Origin of the sequence: Vibrio sp. 10N.222.52.C3 (assembly GCF_041474195.1) — a bacterium.
In the GTDB taxonomy this organism is placed as follows: Bacteria; Pseudomonadota; Gammaproteobacteria; order Enterobacterales; family Vibrionaceae; genus Vibrio; species Vibrio crassostreae_C.
Genome location: NZ_JBFRTQ010000094.1, coordinates 31,378 through 47,122, shown reverse-complemented (window position 1 = coordinate 47,122; position 15,745 = coordinate 31,378). Strand labels below are relative to the sequence as shown.

Genomic DNA, 15,745 nt, shown 5'->3' with positions numbered 1-15,745 from the left:
GATTATGTAAGCATAAAATTCAATTAAATCTGGGGGCTTTGCATGAAAAAAGAAGTGATACTTTTTGATATAAACGAAACGGTTTTAAATTTGGAGTCATTACAGCCTAAATTTAAAGCGGTGTTTGGAAAGGAGGATGCATTATCACTTTGGTTTTCAAAGCTTTTACACTCTTCAACGGTTTGCATCGCAACAAACGTAAAATCTACTTTTTCTGAATTAGCGAATGCAGCGCTCAACGCTATTGCACAACGGTACAAGTGTGATTTAACGGCGGAAAGCAAAGGTGCCTTGTTAACTTCTTTTGCCAATCTACCACCGCACACAGATATCAAAGCGTCTTTGCTCAAATTGCGCGAGAACGGGTTTAAAACCGTCGCTTTTTCCAACTCATCCCTCGATCTCATCACTTCTCAAATCAAGAACTCAGGCTTAGAAGATTATTTCGACACCGTCATTTCCGTTGAAGAAACAGGCAGTTTCAAACCCAATTCAGATGTGTATAACTTTGCAGCCGAAACTTTAAAAGAGCCTGTCGAAAACCTTCGTCTTGTCGCTACTCATGATTGGGACACTCATGGTGCGCTATCCGCTGGCTTACAAGCAGCCTATATAGACCGAACAGGAGTTGAGTATCATTCCTTGTATTTGAAACCGGAGATTAGCTCAAGGACGATGAATGGTGTGGTGGAACAAATAATTAAGCACAATTTAGACAAGTAAAATCTCAAGAGACTTTTCTACTCCTGATTCGATACAACCACCCTGTAGTGGTCAACAAATTCCGGACACTGACTTAACCGCTTTGATCAACCTTGTGTTGAACTGCTCTGGTTATAGAGACGCTGTCGGTTACCTAAAAACTGCAGTTACCTAGCAACAAATATAAGCTAGAAACTACTGTAAGAATGAGGAACGCGTTTGTCTTCATCCCAGCCTGATAGCTCAATATTGATCAATGATTTGCGCTGCTCATTACACAGTGAAGCGATATTGATGATAGGCAGTTGACTACGAAACTGCGCTGTAAGGATGACCTTTTTACTTTCGTTAAGGCTGCTTCTGCATTGCCGCAAAATCGCTTCAGTATCTAGTTGGTGTGCGTTCTCGATAATTTGGATATCAGCATTCTCTTGATAGCAATCTATCAACCAAGATACAGCAGGCTCTTCTATGCTGGTGAGCACGATGACATCTTTTGTTGTGACCAATTCTTTGAGTTCAGATAGTTTGAGTTCAGTTTCCATAGTTACCCTCATTCAGCAGCAAATACATTAAAGTCGATTGCCCAGTTTAGCCTGTGCTAAGTGGTAGCCTCTGTCGATCATCTCTTGTGAGCGATCAAACTCTAGGGTGCCACAAGCATTGCGTGGGATCTCAAGCGTGATATCGGCGGGGTAAGCGGCCAACTTTTGGCGAGCAATGGTCGATTGCATCGCATCAAATGCTTGGTTGGCAATATCGTAAAAAGCAAAGTTGAAGCTCATTTTGCTTTTTACACTGCTACCGAGGTTATCGATAAAATGCACAACCTTCTCATGCAGGTTGCTCTCTTTTGTTGGCAGGGAAACCGGTATCACTTCCTGTTTAACCATTTCAGGTTCACCACCTAAATTCACAGCCAGTGTAAAGTCTGTATTATCACCAAAGGTAGGCGCAATCGGTACGGGATTAAGAACGCCGCCATCAATCAGCACTTCTCCATTGATAACGTGAGGGGTCAAGAACAGTGGCAAAGAGATAGAGGCGCGAATGGCATCAAACAGAGAACCTGATTGCAGCCAAACCTCTTTTTCATCGGCGACGTTAGCGGCAACTGCGGTATAAGGGATGGGCAGATCTTCAATTGAAATCTCGCCGATCAGCCCACGCAGTGTGTCGATGATCTTGTCCCCTTTGAACATACCACTCGACTGCCATGAAAAGTCCAACAACATCGCCATATCACCTTGATCGATACTGGTGACCCACTCTTCAAATTCATCCAACTTGCCCGCAGCGTAGACACCACCGATAAGTGCGCCAATTGAACAGCCAGAAATGGATTTTATCTGATAGCCATGCTCAATTAACCAGCGGATGACTCCAACGTGAACCAAGCCTCTTGCGCCACCACTGCCAAGTACCAATGAGATCGTTTTTGCCATCATATTAATCCTTTAGTTTTAAATTCTAGGTGGGCTAACTCGCCGATTTACCAATTCGCCGATCTCAACTCACTGAATCACTCTCAGTCCATACGGGTAATGAAGGTTTGCTCGTCATCGACAAAAGCCACGTAGTCGCCGTGATAGATAAAAACCCGACCACGCCCTTCAACGATACACGCAAGCTGTGGGTTCAAATCTTCTTCAATATCTCTACTTTGAAAAGTGCCGGTATCGGTGATCACACCGCGGAGTTTAGGCAAAAATCCATAACTGCGTTTGGCTTGATCAATCAGGCTCAACTCGCTGGCGGTAGAAAAGCAAGCTGGGATTGGGCCTGCATCTTCGATAAACATAGTTTTCAGTTCTTCAAAGGCTGTAATTACCAGCCAGTCGATGCCATTTACGTGATGGATAAACATTGTTTATAAATACCTAGTTTCTCGATAACTCTAATGCGGAGATTCTATCACTATCAAGTGCAGAACGTGGGAGAAATTAAGGGACTACAAATAACCAGACACATACTATCTACAGGGTCTAATACTAGTCGTCCGACTCTACGACTAATGTCTAACCGACTGAGTCTATTTGTTTTTTTTGGTTTGGTATAAGGTACTAACAACTAAATGTTAATGGGTTTTTAATTATAAGTTGACGCATTGTTTGCACTTCATACCGTGAGTCAACAACGTTTGTTGGAATAACACACCTAAGAGTGTGAACGAAAGGAATCAAAATGAGCACTACTTTAGAGTCTGCACATATACAAACAGAGAAGCCTCAAGCCAATGAGGATGAACTCACCTATGAACAACAACATAAACCAAGCTCAGAGTTTGAATCCCGAGAACAGTATCTAGAACACGAATTGCAAATCATGTCGCCTAAGCGCTGGCGTCCAAATTTGCCGTTTAAAGATTATCGATTTGAGATAGAAGACACCATCCCAGCGATGGCGGCGACCATTGGTAAAGTGGTTATGGTGGGCGCGATTGCAGCCACCTTTGCTGGGGCTCTCGGATTAAATGAAGACTTCATTCTAGAAAACGTTCGTTATGAACTGCTCATCGCCTCTGTTTTCATTATTATTTTCTCTGGCTTTTTATTGCCGACTGCAAACCTCGCAGGGACCCACGGCCCACTTATCCCTTTGATTCCGATTGTGGTTGCAGCAGGTGGACACCCGATGGCGTTTGGCCTGTTGATTGGCGCTTTTGGCCTCATCTTAGCCATCAGTAAAGGTGGCAGCATGTTGGCCAACCTCACCAGTAAAGGCGTGTGTGGCGGCTTATTGCTCTACCTCGGCTTTGTTGGAACCGCCTCTCAAGTGAAAAAGCTTTTCGCTTGGGCTGAAGGAATCGGTATGAGCCACATCGCGTTTGTGGTGATCTTTTGCACCATTATCTTGTACGCGCTACTGGAACACTTCCGCAAACGTTGGTTAGCAGTACCTCTTAGCTGCTTGTTGGGTGGTACGATTGCATTTGCCATGGGCGCCCCATTTGCTTTCCACACTGAGCCAGGCTTGCCCAACATGAACCCTATGTATTGGTGGGGAGAAAATACAGGTTGGATGCTAGGCCTACCGACGATTGAACACTTCATGGTGGTATTGCCGTTTGCGATTCTAGCCGTAGCGATGTGGTCACCGGATTTCTTAGGGCATCAAGTATTCCAAAAGATCAGCTACCCAGAACGTACCGAAAAAGTACACATGAACATCGACGACACCATGACCACGGCATCAATTCGTCAAACGTTCGGTTCTCTGCTTGGCGGTACTAACTTTACGTCTTCATGGGGGACTTATATCGTACCGGCTGCGATTGCTAAACGCCCTATTCCTGCCGGCGCTTTGCTCACGGCTCTGTTCTGTATTATCGCTGCTGTTTGGGGCTACCCGATGGATTTAGCTATCTGGCAACCTGTACTGTGTGTGGCGCTGATTGTTGGGGTATTTGTGCCATTGCTAGAAGCTGGAATGGAAATGACGCGTGAAGGAAAAACCACACAGTCGGCAGCGATTGTTGTGTTCTCTTCAGCGCTCGTTAACCCTGCATTTGGCTGGGCTCTCACCATGCTGTTAGATAACTTAGGCTTAGTCGGTTGTAAAGAACGTAGTAGTGAACTGAGTAAAATGAGCCGCTGGGTATTGCCTGGCATTATGTTTATTGTGCTAAGTGGTGTAATGGCGCTGGTTGGCCTTCTACCGGGCATACCAGCGATTATCCCGAGTTTTCGTTAATATCGATTTTTGGTCTAAACTCCTCAATGAACAACAGAATGATTTAATAAGGAAATAATCATGGGCAGTAAGATTCAAATAAAGCTAGAGAGACCACGGGTAGAGTTACTACTTGAGCGTTATAAAGAGCTGATTGGGGAAGATTATCTTGGCTATCGTAATCATGTTTATAGAACAATCACTTATGCAATGCACTTTCTAGATTATGATGAACAATTTGAAAAGTTAGTCGAAACCGCATTTGTCTATCATGATATTGGCCTGTGGACTGACCATGAACTCGCTTACCTTGAGCCATCAGAAGCAGTGGCATTAAATGACAATGAAAAGGAAAACTGGGGATTAGACCCTGATGCTCTAAAAGGCGCTATTCACTGGCATCACAAAATCACACCGTATAAAGGTCCACATGAAAAAGTTATAGAAGCTTGTCGAAAAGCGGACTGGATTGATGCATCAAAAGGAATGGTTAAAAAAGGGCTCCCTAAGTCCATGATTGCAGAAGTAGAACAAGCTTTCCCAAATCATGGATTTCATGACACTTTATTAAGATTAGCGAAAGACTACGGTGGTTCTACTTTAATTGGTGGCATTAAAGTGACTCGTGGCATCGTAAAGCTGTAATTTCGTAGTAATGGATAGGTTAGACTTCGTTATTTTTTTCTGAATCATGAGTACATTTAACCTCGCCATTTTTGTCCAATTCTGTGTTCACACCCCTACTTTTAATTCCCCCACAAACAACTAAGGCCTCGCACACGCGAGGCTTGTTTTATCTAAGTTTCAACGAACGATCACCGAAGCAATTTACAATGGTAAAACCACATCAACTCGAGAGCCATTCATCCAATACTTTGATGAATTTAGGATTAATGAGATAACCGATGGAAGCATGCGGATTGCTTTTTCCGTTGCGAATATTGAGGTTATAAACTGGGTGGATATCTTTCATTCCACCGGGTATTAGATCCAGTTTGAGCATATCCTTGAAGTCATTTTTAATTTTGCTGTCATGAGAGATAAAATCATCTTCTGCCGATATGTTTATCCACTGCTGAATGTTTAACGGATACTTCTTCTCATCTTTCAAGCGACTCCCCTTTAGCCTATCTTTTACGTTTTCATCGCCTAACGGCGACCCGAGCGTAAGCAATAAGTTGACCTTCTTGTTTGCACCATAGTCATGCCTATACTCTCCGTAATGAGACAACTTCCATAACACGTCATAACTGATCATCGACCCAAGACTGTGCGACACAATCATCACATCATCCTGATTATCAAGCGCTTCCTTCAGTTCAACCATTAGCCTATGCCTGACATCGCTACCAAAATAGGTATCTTCATTCCAATAGTTCGCCATATCTGGCGCGACCTTCGTTATCAGTGTCTCAGCCACACCTAGCTTTCCAAATAGCGATGAAAAAGTATCTGCTAACGCCTCTTTTAGAAAACCAATTTTAGATACCTTGTTATACGTTGTTTTATTGAATTGGTTTGTCTTGTACTTTTTGAGTTCAGACAGCGCTTGTTGTCGACTTGCAGGGTCTTCTGTTGGTTTCTCTAACAATGTATTTGATAGTTCACCGTAATAGACAAATCGTTTATCGACATCTTTAAAAGCTTGTAATGAGCTTGAGTCTCCACAATCTCGCTGCAAGCCATGCTCTATAGCCTCGTACCAGAGTGCTTGAAGGGGAGCTTTATCGGGCTTTTGAGCGCGACCATGAATGAATATTATTTTCTTAGCCATAGCAGGACGTCCTAAACACATAGTTGAAGTGATTATCAGTAAAAAGCACCACTAGATTCGGTCAGCCCTCACCAATAACAGTGGCGCTAATTACATATCTAGGGGGGGTGGTAGAGCATTTATATAACTATGAGGCCGTCGTTTAAGGACCATAAACGAGTGAACGATGCGATCATCACTCGCAAATTGAAATGAATGTAGCTAGCAAAACCTCCAACGAACAAAAAAGCCCCGCAATCGCGAGGCCTTGGTTTTATCTATCACCGATTACATCCATCATTTAACAACTAAAGCACCCTACTTCACCGCTTTCATCAGCATTGTGTGAATGGGTCTAGTAGACCAAAACCTCCCCCTCTAGCTCCCCCTCGAATGGAGTGACCCGATCTCTTTAGATTAACGATCGAGGGGGAGAACATTCTTTGGCGCTGAACATATAGCTGCACTTTTCACGATCGGTATTCAGTTCCTCCCCTTTCCCATTACCAACAAGAGATTGGAGATGTAAACCAAGGGGAGGCTAGGAGGGGATTATCAGCCTATTCTCACGTACATCTGCCCTAGTCGTTTCAGGATCTGTACTGCACGTTAAAAGCCCTCACTCACTTGGTTTTGCCATAGCCTGCTGTCTAGGCTCCAGCCGTGAATGAAGATCAGCGCCGTCTCCCAGCTCCCACTTTTGCCATACGCAATTTGCTCACCATCGTGAGATATCGCGATACCGTACTTAACCGTTGAGTCATAAGCCATGGCATTCATGCTACCAAGCGCCATGAATACCAAGAGTGTGATGTTTAGAATTAAGCGTTTCATAGTGTCTCTCTCTACTTACTTTAAAGGGAACACAGAAAGCGCCCCTCTCAATCAATATAGCTACTATAAAGTGTGAAGTTGTAGACGGGTCAGATATATATATTGAAGTGGAGATCACGTTACATTTAGTTAATAATTCTAGTCCCTTTTGATCTAACGTACCATATTTCCAATTAAGAGAGCTTATGATAAAGGAGCCCGAGTGCAATTAAATACTAAATTACCTTATATATTTGCTTTTCCAAACTTTCAACTATAGTTTGGTACTCAGATACGTACTTAGCTTCAATACATTGATACTTATCGTTAAACTTCAAAATTGATATTATATACGCACGATAGCCTGTAAGCCTGTTTCTAGTTTGTGTTTTGTAAAATTTCTTCTTGAACTCTTCTTTACCCTTTTTAAAATTATAAACAATATCTCTATCTTGTACTCTAAAAACCCTGTTCATTATGACCTTATGAGGCACTCCTTTTTCCATCATATAGATCAGCTTATATATTTTTTTTGTTTTCTTCTCTGAAATCCTGATCGTACCATTTCGACCATCTCCTTTTGATTCGATGACATAGCCATTAATTGATATCATATTCTTATCTTTAATTGTCTTAGATGTATTTATCCTAAATTCACCTAAAGACAAAATGTAAGAAATCTCATTAAAGAATTTATTTGTGTGTAAATAAGTATGCTCAGAGGGCGAGGAAAACAACATATCATCAGCATAACGAGTGTAGGATATGCCACTTCTAGAACAAAGCTCTTGAATTAATATATCAAATCTACGAAAAATTATGTTGGATATCACCGGTGATGATTTAAAACCAATAGGTAATATAGATTTATTCACTAGCTGTGGATCATTATAATCTTTTGTAACATTAAGGCTAATCAAGTTAAGAAAAGCATCGATTAGAGGCTGCTTTGACTTTCCATCTTCACAAAAAACCTCGTCCGAAATATAGGCCGAAAATGTTTTCTTTAATGCCTCCCTGTTTATACTATGAAAGAAAGACTTTATATCTAATCTTAAAAAATTCGCGTTATTTCTATGAGGCTCAAACATATCAAGGTATGACTTTTTCCCTACATATGCTACGGCTGAATTATTTACTTCAATATTTGAGAAAAATTTTTGATTAAGCCTTTCAAGATACTGAGATTTAGCGGGTGCAAGTTTAAATATAGATTTAGTTCCAATTTTACCATGCTTCACATCTTTTATTGTATAAGGTTGAATGGGGTTTCTGGATAGCTCCAGTTGATCAATAATTTCATCTGAGAGTATAGATAGGAATGTTTTAGTTGTTAATTTTCTATATTTCATAATATAACGGTTTCTTCCTCGACACAAAATACCAATCTTTACACGCCGTGTGCCTTAAAGTTACCATTAAAGCATAATGGAAACGGCGCACAGCTACTGACTGTTAGGAGCTAAGCTTTGTTTAAAGTTTTCCAACTTTACCCATTGCGACTTGCGTGCAAGTCCTCCTGCGCTATCGAGGAAGAAACCTTCCTGATAATATCAGATAGTTCAGGGAAAACAAATGCAAACTTTCGATTAAAGTCTTTATTATTCATACTATTTTTCTCAATATCTTCGATAGCAAAGTCAAGAAAATCAGTTACCCAGCCACCAGTCTTACCCATTATTGGTCCAAGATTTTTGAAATAATGAGTTCGCATCTCCTTAACAAGATTTACAAACTGAACATTGGCCGTATTTAAATAATCATCATGCAATCTACTCAGCAAGTTATCGGTTTTACCTTCAAAAACAACCCTTAGAACATTTAAGATTATTTTGGGTGAATCAGAATAAGATAATAATCTATTGTGGCAATCTTTTAGATGTCCCGTACTTATTTTATTCAAAAATAACATATCTTGCTCTGACAATTTACAACCAACGTAATCCATACTAATTAGCTGATTAAATATATCCGTATGTGACTTCTTACCTGAGAGCAAGTCTCTATTTAGTGCGTTGAACCATTTAGTTGGTTCATCGTTTGAACCTTTATATTTCATTGATTTTGTAAACTTATAAACGGCCCACTTAAAAAATATAGTCAAAGACTGCTCAGTAATAAGAGAACCTTCTATTGTTGTTACTGTTAAATGACAACGTTCATTGTTCAGTATTTCGTTAATCGACTTAACGTAGTTTTGGATAGAAAAAGAATCAAAACCAGTATTACTCGCATCGAATTTTAGAAAATTTCCATTTTGTGAATTAACATAATCTAAGACAGCCTTCTTCCTAACATCGTGAACTGTGTGGAAACTTAGATGGTTCTTCTTTGTTATCATTGGTATATTATACTTTGCATTATCTAACGTAAGCTTACTCTTACTATAATTAAATTTAATCAAGACATCTGCATCGTTAATAACCAGAAAAGGAATAGCTGCTTTAGAATAATTAGGATTTAGATATTTAAGAATCACTTCATTTGTTTCATAAACATCTATGGAATTTAACGCCGGAAATTTTTCACATAATTTATAGTTTCTAAATATTTCGAGCTCAGTTGCTCCTTCGACAAAAAGGATAAAATTACTAAAAAATAATCTAGCTTCATTGTCACTGAATATATTTAGGAACCTAGCATCTTTATACTGAGAGTTTAGCTTTGATACTTGAGTACCTTCATTTTTAAATTTTGAAAAATGAATTACTTGTTGCTTATCCTTAAACAATCTAACAACATACTTTAATACATTCGGGGAGTGTGTCGATATTATTAATTTTGGATAAGGTGTCTTGTATTTTCCTGGCTCTTTCCCCTTCTTTTTTTTTAGAAATTGATTGTAGACTCTATGAAATGTTTGTATCAAGTCTTCATTTAATTTTGGATGTAATCCAACCTCTGGCTCGTCGATATATATAGTTGGAGTTATATATTCTCTTCTGGTCAAAACAATTAGGAGTTTCAATATTATTTCTATAAAACGGTGGGAGTTGGTTCCATCAGATTGTATACCTAACTCTTGTCCTGAGTTTGTAAAGTCATGACCTTGAAGACCGACCTTTATATAACTAAGCACCTTATCTCTATATGAGTATGCTCTAGTGTCTACTATACTTTCAACTTTTTCTATATAGTCTTTATAGTGACCAGTACCATTAGATATTTTACTATCGAGATAGTCTATAACTTCATTACTATCAATTTTCTTTACATTAAAAGAGCTCAACCTGCTTATTAAGCCCCAGATTCTATTCCAATCGTATAGATCAATATGTCTAGTTTCAATATCAATAAACGGATAGAGAATATAGATTAGCTTTAATATTTCTTTGTTCGATGTTGACCACTTTGTTGAATCATCTTTAAAAATAGTTAATGTCAATTCTATATGTGAGTTATCCAACGTTTCATTAGAAAATGCAGTTCTTTTTTGGCCAGGGAATAAAGTATTATAAATATGCTTTAAAAAAGCTGAGTTGTTATTTTTACCCGTCACAATGGCTTTTATTCTTGTAGTATTGAATCGAATCGTAATTGAACCATTACTATTATAATTGGAATACAACTCTGGCGGTAACACTCTCTCACCGTTTAATTTCGAATAAAAATAACGCATGAGCTTGAGTAAATTAGATTTACCTACGTTATTTTTCCCTACAATACAGTTAACATCCTGAATGTTATCAATAAAAACATCATCAAAAGAGAGAAGATTTTTTACTCTTATACTTTGTATAGCCATCTTATAAACACTTTACATTATGTAATATGCATTATCCCACACATATGCAACGTGTCAATTAAACAGCTATTTTAATCAATTAAAACATATGCTTACATCACACCTTTTATATTACTCACCTCCTTTTAGGTTGCAGCAAACCGTTACAAACAACAAAACAAAAAGGCCTCGCAATGCGAGGCCTTTGGTTTTTCTATCTATCAGAAGAGATTAGTCGCGAAGTGCTGCGCCGAATTTCTCTGAGATTGAAGCTACGATAGCATCTACTGAACCAGCGATGTCTGCATCTTCTAGTGTGCGCTCTACAGACTGTAGGCTAAGTGCGATTGCTAGGCTCTTCTTACCTTCTTCAACGCCTTGACCAACGTATACGTCGAACAGTTTAGCGCCTGTTAGGAATTCGCCACCCGCTGCGATACACGCTTCTACGATGTCGCCAGAAGCTACTGCTTCGTCAACAACTACTGCGATATCACGACGGTTTGCAGGGAACTTAGATACGGCTACTGCTTCTGGAAGCACGCGAGTGTTGATAGCTGCCCATTCGATTTCGAATACGATAGTGCGGCCGTTAAGACCAAACTTACGCTCTAGTTCTGGGTGAACAGTACCAATGATACCCACTTCTTTGCCGTCTACGACGATAGCCGCAGTTTGACCTGGGTGAAGTGCTGGGTGCTTAGCTGCTTTGAAGCTGTATGCGATTTCGTTTGCAGAAAGCTCAAGAACTGCTTCTAGGTCACCTTTAAGATCGAAGAAATCTACAGTGTTAGTTGCAATGTCCCAGTGCTCTTCGCCACGAGTACCAGAGATAACGCCCGCAAGCATCATTTCTTGGCGCATGCCGTTTTCAGCAGTTGCTTCAGGGATGAAACGTAGGCCTGATTCGAATAGACGAACGCGAGACTGTTGACGCTTCTGGTTGTGAACAACTGTGTTTAGTAGACCTTGGATTAGGCCAAGACGCATTGCTGACATATCCGCAGAGATTGGGAATGGCAGGATTAGCGGCTCAACACCAGGTACAACAAGTTTTTGCTGCTCTGGTTCTACGAAGCTGTATGTGATTGCTTCGTGGTAGCCACGGTCTACAAGAAGGTCACGAACGCGCTTAAGCGGTTGGTCAGCTTCTTTGTGGTCATTCATTTTAAGTGCCGCTTTAGGCGCTTGGTTTGGAATGTTATCGTAACCGTAGATACGACCTACTTCTTCAATTAGGTCTTGCTCGATTGCGATATCAAAACGCCAAGATGGAGACGTTGCCGTCCAGCCAGCGTCTGTCGTTTCAACGTTACAACCTAGGCGAGTAAGAATTTCCACTACGTCTGTAGATGGGATTTCGTGACCTAGTAGGCTATCTAGCTTAGCGCGACGTAGAGCAACTACGTTTGCTTTAGGAAGTGAGGCTTCAGATTCGCTGCCGTTTACTGGCGCAACTTCACCACCACAGATTTCAACTAGAAGCTGTGTTGCACGCTCCATAGCTGCTGCTTGTAGCGTTGAATCAACACCACGTTCGAAACGTAGAGAAGAATCAGTGTGAAGGCCGTAAGCACGTGCGCGACCACGGATGTGATCCGGTGCGAAGAATGCTGCTTCAAGAAGTACGTCTGTCGTTTCAGTAGTAACACCTGAATCTTGACCGCCAAAGATACCAGCGATTGCTAGTGCTTTGTTTTGGTCAGCGATAACAAGCGTGTTGCTGTTTAGTTCAGCTTCGTTGCCATCTAGAAGTGTTAGCTTTTCGCCCTGCTCTGCTAGACGAACCACGATACCGCCTTCGATCTTAGCGAGATCAAATGCGTGCATTGGTTGGCCTTGCTCTAGCATCACGTAGTTTGTGATGTCAACAACTGGGTCGATTGAACGGATACCACAACGACGCAGTTTTTCTTGCATCCAGATTGGAGATTCCGCTTTCACGTTTACGTTCTTAACCACACGGCCAAGGTAACGTGGACAAGCATCAGTTGCTTTGATTTCAACAGATACTGTGTCTTCAATGCTTGTTGCAACAGCGTCAACTGTTGGCTCTGTAACGTCTGCGCGGTTTAGTACGCCAACTTCACGAGCAAGGCCACGGATGCTGAAGCAGTCTGCGCGGTTTGCTGTTAGGTCTACGTCGATAGTTACGTCGTTAAGCTCAAGAAGCTCACGTACGTCCATGCCTAGCGTTGTGCCTTCTGGTAGCTCAAGGATGCCGTCAGACTCTACGTCGATACCTAGCTCAGAGAAAGAACAAAGCATGCCGTGCGATGGAACGCCACGTAGTTTTGCTTTCTTGATTTTGAAGTTACCAGGCAGTACTGCGCCAACTGTTGCTACTGCTACAGTTAGGCCAAGACGACAGTTAGATGCACCACATACGATGTCTAACAGCTCTTCTTCGCCGATATCAATTTTAGTTACTTGTAGTTTGTCTGCGTCTGGGTGCTGACCGCACTCAACCACTTTACCTACTTTAACGCCGGTGAATTCACCAGCAACAGGTTCTACATCGTCAACTTCCAAACCAGCCATAGTGATTTGGTGAGCTAGCTCTTCGCTGTTAATTGCAGGTTTAACCCACTCGCGTAGCCAAGATTCACTGAATTTCATAGTTTCGACTGCCCCGGATTACTTGAATTGTTTAAGGAAACGAAGGTCGTTCTCGAAGAACGCACGAAGGTCATTTACGCCGTAACGAAGCATCGTTAGACGCTCTACACCCATACCGAATGCAAAACCAGAGTATTTCTCAGGGTCGATGCCAACAGAGCGAAGTACGTTAGGGTGAACCATGCCACAGCCTAGAACTTCTAGCCATTTGCCATCTTTACGTTTCACGTCAACTTCAGCTGAAGGCTCTGTGAACGGGAAGAATGAAGGACGGAAACGCACTTCAACTTCTTCTTCAAAGAAGTTACAAAGGAAATCGTTAAGAATGCCTTTAAGTTGTGCGAAGTTTACGTTCTCATCAACTAACATACCTTCCACTTGGTGGAACATTGGCGTGTGAGTTTGATCGTAGTCGTTACGGTAAACACGACCCGGAGCAATGAAGCGGAATGGCGGTTTGCCGTTTTCCATCGTACGGATTTGAACACCAGAAGTGTGCGTACGTAGCATTAGATCAGGGTTGAAGAAGAAAGTATCGTGATCAGTACGAGCTGGGTGATCGTCTGCGATGTTTAGTGCATCAAAGTTGTGGAATGCATCTTCGATCTCAGGGCCAGACTCAGTGCTAAAGCCAAGCTCACCAAAGAACTGTTCGATACGCTCAACAGTGCGAGTAACTGGGTGAAGACCACCGTTCTCAATGCGACGACCTGGTAGGCTCACATCGATAGTTTCTTCAGCTAGTTTCGCTTCAAGCTCTGCACGTTGTAGTGCGTCTTTGCGAGCTGCGATCGCTTGTTGAACAGCACCTTTCGCTTTGTTGATCTCTTGACCAGCAGTGCGACGCTCTTCAGGTGGAAGTTTACCTAGGCTTTGTAGTTGAAGAGTTAGTTCACCCTTCTTACCTAAATACTGAACTCGCACTTCATCAAGTGCGACTAACGAATCTGCTGTATCAATAGCAGTCGTTGCATTAGCAATGATCTCTTCTAGATGTTGCATCATTTCCTCATCTACCAGTTGGTAGTGTCCGTATCGGATGATTAGTTTTTTTAGATAGCTACACATAGTAATCAAACACGCAACCAATGCCAAATTGAATCGCTAAAAGAACAAGTTATTGCCTAAAAACACGGCAAATTTAACAGGATATTAATGAGGAGTAGGAAGAAGTGGAACAATTACAGGTTCCACTTCTTAATTTGGAAATGACCTGAAGGCTAGATCTGAATAGAACAAACGCTGTTCTTCCCTGCGTTTTTTGCTAAATAGACGGACTCATCCGCCGCTTTAATCAATTCGTTCATGGTTTCGAATTCTTGGGTCATTTCAGCGACACCGACACTAATACTGCCAATCCAAACTTGATGACTGGTTTCAACCTCTAATTCAGACACTTTCTGTCGAGCGGTTTCCGCGATGTACATCCCACCTTTAAGGTCGGTGTTTGGGCAAATAACCAAGAACTCATCGCCACCTAACCGGCAAACAATATCATCATTACGGAACGTGTTTTTCAGTTCACGCGAGAGGGTTTGTAGCACCAAGTCGCCTGCATCATGGCCGCTGGTGTCATTAATGCGCTTGAAGTGGTCGGCATCAATCATAATACACACTAAAGGCATGCCCAGTTCTTTGGAGTCTTGCCAATGCAGCGCTAACTGTTTAAAAGCACTACGACGGTTATGCAAATTAGTAAGAGAGTCGGTTAATGACAGTTCTTCAAGTCTCTTATTCGCTCGTTTTAATTCTGCCGTACGTTCCTCAACTTTATCTTCGAGTAACTGGTTGAAGCGTAACAACTGTTTGTTTCGTTCAGAGACTTGTTCAAACAGGCCGTTAAGCGCAGCCAACAGCGGGACAGTCGCAGAATCTTGCTGCTTTTCTTCCGCTTCAAAGGCTTGCAGAGGTGTCGCGCCCTCTTCTATCGCGGTCATTTGTCGCGCCATGTTTTGGTCGATGCCGAGGATGTGGTAAGCAAGCCAGTGGATCAATAAATCAAGTAACTGCCGTGCTGACGACTGATCTTCTTCCATGATGAAAGCTTGCATACTGTAGATATCTTGCATAAATACACGATGCACTTTGATATGCTCTTCAATGTGTCGCTCATACACACCGCAATCTCTCATCAAAGATTCTTCTTCTTTAAAGTGAAATTCGGCATAGCATGTGAGATCGAGTAAAGCGACGTTTATGTCGTCGATAGAGATAGTGTTCTCTGACAACAGATTTCCGTAGTGGTTGATAATACCAACAAGATATTGATGCTGTTCATCTACAACACCAATGCCTGTTTCAAAGTTTTTATCCCAATTAAATGAATTCATAAATCCCTTAAGGCCGATACCACCAGCACGATTTACATGCATATTCGGAGGTTATAGATACTGAAAAAATATAACCATTTTACCTGTAGGTTTATTCGATTGTTTGATCCATTTTATAAAAAGAAGATATTG

13 protein-coding genes are annotated in these 15,745 nt (G+C 41.4%); 3 read left to right on the top strand and 10 right to left on the bottom strand.

What is annotated here, in order from left to right; translation table 11 throughout:
• The first annotated feature begins 42 nt into the window (after positions 1-42).
• Positions 43-723 (top strand): haloacid dehalogenase type II, encoded by a 681-nt coding sequence (locus AB4517_RS15490; protein ID WP_017065459.1) that lies wholly within the window; start codon positions 43-45, stop codon positions 721-723.
• A 167-nt stretch (positions 724-890) separates the two neighbouring features.
• Here AB4517_RS15490 and AB4517_RS15485 read toward each other — a convergent pair whose 3' ends face one another.
• The 3 genes from AB4517_RS15485 to AB4517_RS15475 all read right to left on the bottom strand — a co-directional run bounded on the left by AB4517_RS15485 (position 891) and on the right by AB4517_RS15475 (position 2,569).
• Complete coding sequence (locus AB4517_RS15485; protein ID WP_032546992.1) at positions 891-1,259, bottom strand: hypothetical protein; 369 nt, start codon at positions 1,257-1,259, stop codon at positions 891-893.
• Positions 1,260-1,274: 15 nt separating this feature from the next.
• Complete coding sequence (locus AB4517_RS15480) at positions 1,275-2,147, bottom strand: patatin-like phospholipase family protein (RefSeq protein ID WP_017070388.1); 873 nt, start codon at positions 2,145-2,147, stop codon at positions 1,275-1,277.
• Between the two features lie 83 nt (positions 2,148-2,230).
• Positions 2,231-2,569, bottom strand: coding sequence for a hypothetical protein (locus tag AB4517_RS15475; protein ID WP_017059071.1), 339 nt, complete (start codon positions 2,567-2,569; stop codon positions 2,231-2,233).
• A gap of 317 nt (positions 2,570-2,886) precedes the next feature.
• On the opposite strand from AB4517_RS15475, the gene AB4517_RS15470 reads away from it, so the two are divergent.
• Both AB4517_RS15470 and AB4517_RS15465 read left to right on the top strand, forming a co-directional pair.
• Positions 2,887-4,395 (top strand): DUF3360 domain-containing protein, encoded by a 1,509-nt coding sequence (locus AB4517_RS15470; RefSeq protein ID WP_102321477.1) that lies wholly within the window; start codon positions 2,887-2,889, stop codon positions 4,393-4,395.
• Between the two features lie 60 nt (positions 4,396-4,455).
• Positions 4,456-5,019: a hypothetical protein gene (locus AB4517_RS15465; RefSeq protein WP_050645430.1), complete on the top strand. Its 564-nt coding sequence runs from the start codon at positions 4,456-4,458 to the stop codon at positions 5,017-5,019.
• 202 nt (positions 5,020-5,221) lie between these two features.
• Here AB4517_RS15465 and AB4517_RS15460 read toward each other — a convergent pair whose 3' ends face one another.
• The 7 genes from AB4517_RS15460 to AB4517_RS15430 all read right to left on the bottom strand — a co-directional run bounded on the left by AB4517_RS15460 (position 5,222) and on the right by AB4517_RS15430 (position 15,613).
• On the bottom strand, positions 5,222-6,148 hold the full coding sequence (locus AB4517_RS15460) for a hypothetical protein (protein ID WP_372148628.1): 927 nt from the start codon (positions 6,146-6,148) through the stop codon (positions 5,222-5,224).
• A gap of 588 nt (positions 6,149-6,736) precedes the next feature.
• Positions 6,737-6,961: an alpha/beta fold hydrolase gene (locus tag AB4517_RS15455; RefSeq protein ID WP_372148625.1), complete on the bottom strand. Its 225-nt coding sequence runs from the start codon at positions 6,959-6,961 to the stop codon at positions 6,737-6,739.
• Between the two features lie 215 nt (positions 6,962-7,176).
• Entirely contained in the window at positions 7,177-8,292 is a 1,116-nt protein-coding gene (locus AB4517_RS15450) for a reverse transcriptase family protein (protein ID WP_372148623.1), read from the bottom strand.
• A gap of 137 nt (positions 8,293-8,429) precedes the next feature.
• The gene (locus AB4517_RS15445; RefSeq protein WP_372148620.1) at positions 8,430-10,685 is read right to left on the bottom strand and encodes a retron Eco8 family effector endonuclease; all 2,256 of its coding nucleotides are present in this window, start codon (positions 10,683-10,685) and stop codon (positions 8,430-8,432) included.
• 210 nt (positions 10,686-10,895) lie between these two features.
• Positions 10,896-13,283 (bottom strand): phenylalanine--tRNA ligase subunit beta, encoded by a 2,388-nt coding sequence (gene pheT / locus AB4517_RS15440; protein WP_372132217.1) that lies wholly within the window; start codon positions 13,281-13,283, stop codon positions 10,896-10,898.
• Between the two features lie 18 nt (positions 13,284-13,301).
• Entirely contained in the window at positions 13,302-14,285 is a 984-nt protein-coding gene (pheS, locus tag AB4517_RS15435; protein ID WP_004734764.1) for a phenylalanine--tRNA ligase subunit alpha, read from the bottom strand.
• 218 nt (positions 14,286-14,503) lie between these two features.
• Positions 14,504-15,613 carry a GGDEF domain-containing protein gene (locus tag AB4517_RS15430; protein ID WP_029235308.1) on the bottom strand — a complete coding sequence of 370 codons (1,110 nt, stop codon included), beginning with the start codon at positions 15,611-15,613 and terminating at the stop codon, positions 14,504-14,506.
• Positions 15,614-15,745: the final 132 nt, after the last annotated feature.

Bases quoted from the DNA above. Each gene is read 5' to 3' on its own strand.
- AB4517_RS15490 (WP_017065459.1), top strand. From the start codon at position 43: ATGAAAAAAGAAGTGATACTTTTTGATATAAACGAAACGGTTTTAAAT.
- AB4517_RS15485 (WP_032546992.1), bottom strand. From the start codon at position 1,259: ATGAGGGTAACTATGGAAACTGAACTCAAACTATCTGAACTCAAAGAA.
- AB4517_RS15480 (WP_017070388.1), bottom strand. From the start codon at position 2,147: ATGGCAAAAACGATCTCATTGGTACTTGGCAGTGGTGGCGCAAGAGGC.
- AB4517_RS15475 (WP_017059071.1), bottom strand. From the start codon at position 2,569: ATGTTTATCCATCACGTAAATGGCATCGACTGGCTGGTAATTACAGCC.
- AB4517_RS15470 (WP_102321477.1), top strand. From the start codon at position 2,887: ATGAGCACTACTTTAGAGTCTGCACATATACAAACAGAGAAGCCTCAA.
- AB4517_RS15465 (WP_050645430.1), top strand. From the start codon at position 4,456: ATGGGCAGTAAGATTCAAATAAAGCTAGAGAGACCACGGGTAGAGTTA.
- AB4517_RS15460 (WP_372148628.1), bottom strand. From the start codon at position 6,148: ATGGCTAAGAAAATAATATTCATTCATGGTCGCGCTCAAAAGCCCGAT.
- AB4517_RS15455 (WP_372148625.1), bottom strand. From the start codon at position 6,961: ATGAAACGCTTAATTCTAAACATCACACTCTTGGTATTCATGGCGCTT.
- AB4517_RS15450 (WP_372148623.1), bottom strand. From the start codon at position 8,292: ATGAAATATAGAAAATTAACAACTAAAACATTCCTATCTATACTCTCA.
- AB4517_RS15445 (WP_372148620.1), bottom strand. From the start codon at position 10,685: ATGGCTATACAAAGTATAAGAGTAAAAAATCTTCTCTCTTTTGATGAT.
- pheT (WP_372132217.1), bottom strand. From the start codon at position 13,283: ATGAAATTCAGTGAATCTTGGCTACGCGAGTGGGTTAAACCTGCAATT.
- pheS (WP_004734764.1), bottom strand. From the start codon at position 14,285: ATGCAACATCTAGAAGAGATCATTGCTAATGCAACGACTGCTATTGAT.
- AB4517_RS15430 (WP_029235308.1), bottom strand. From the start codon at position 15,613: ATGAATTCATTTAATTGGGATAAAAACTTTGAAACAGGCATTGGTGTT.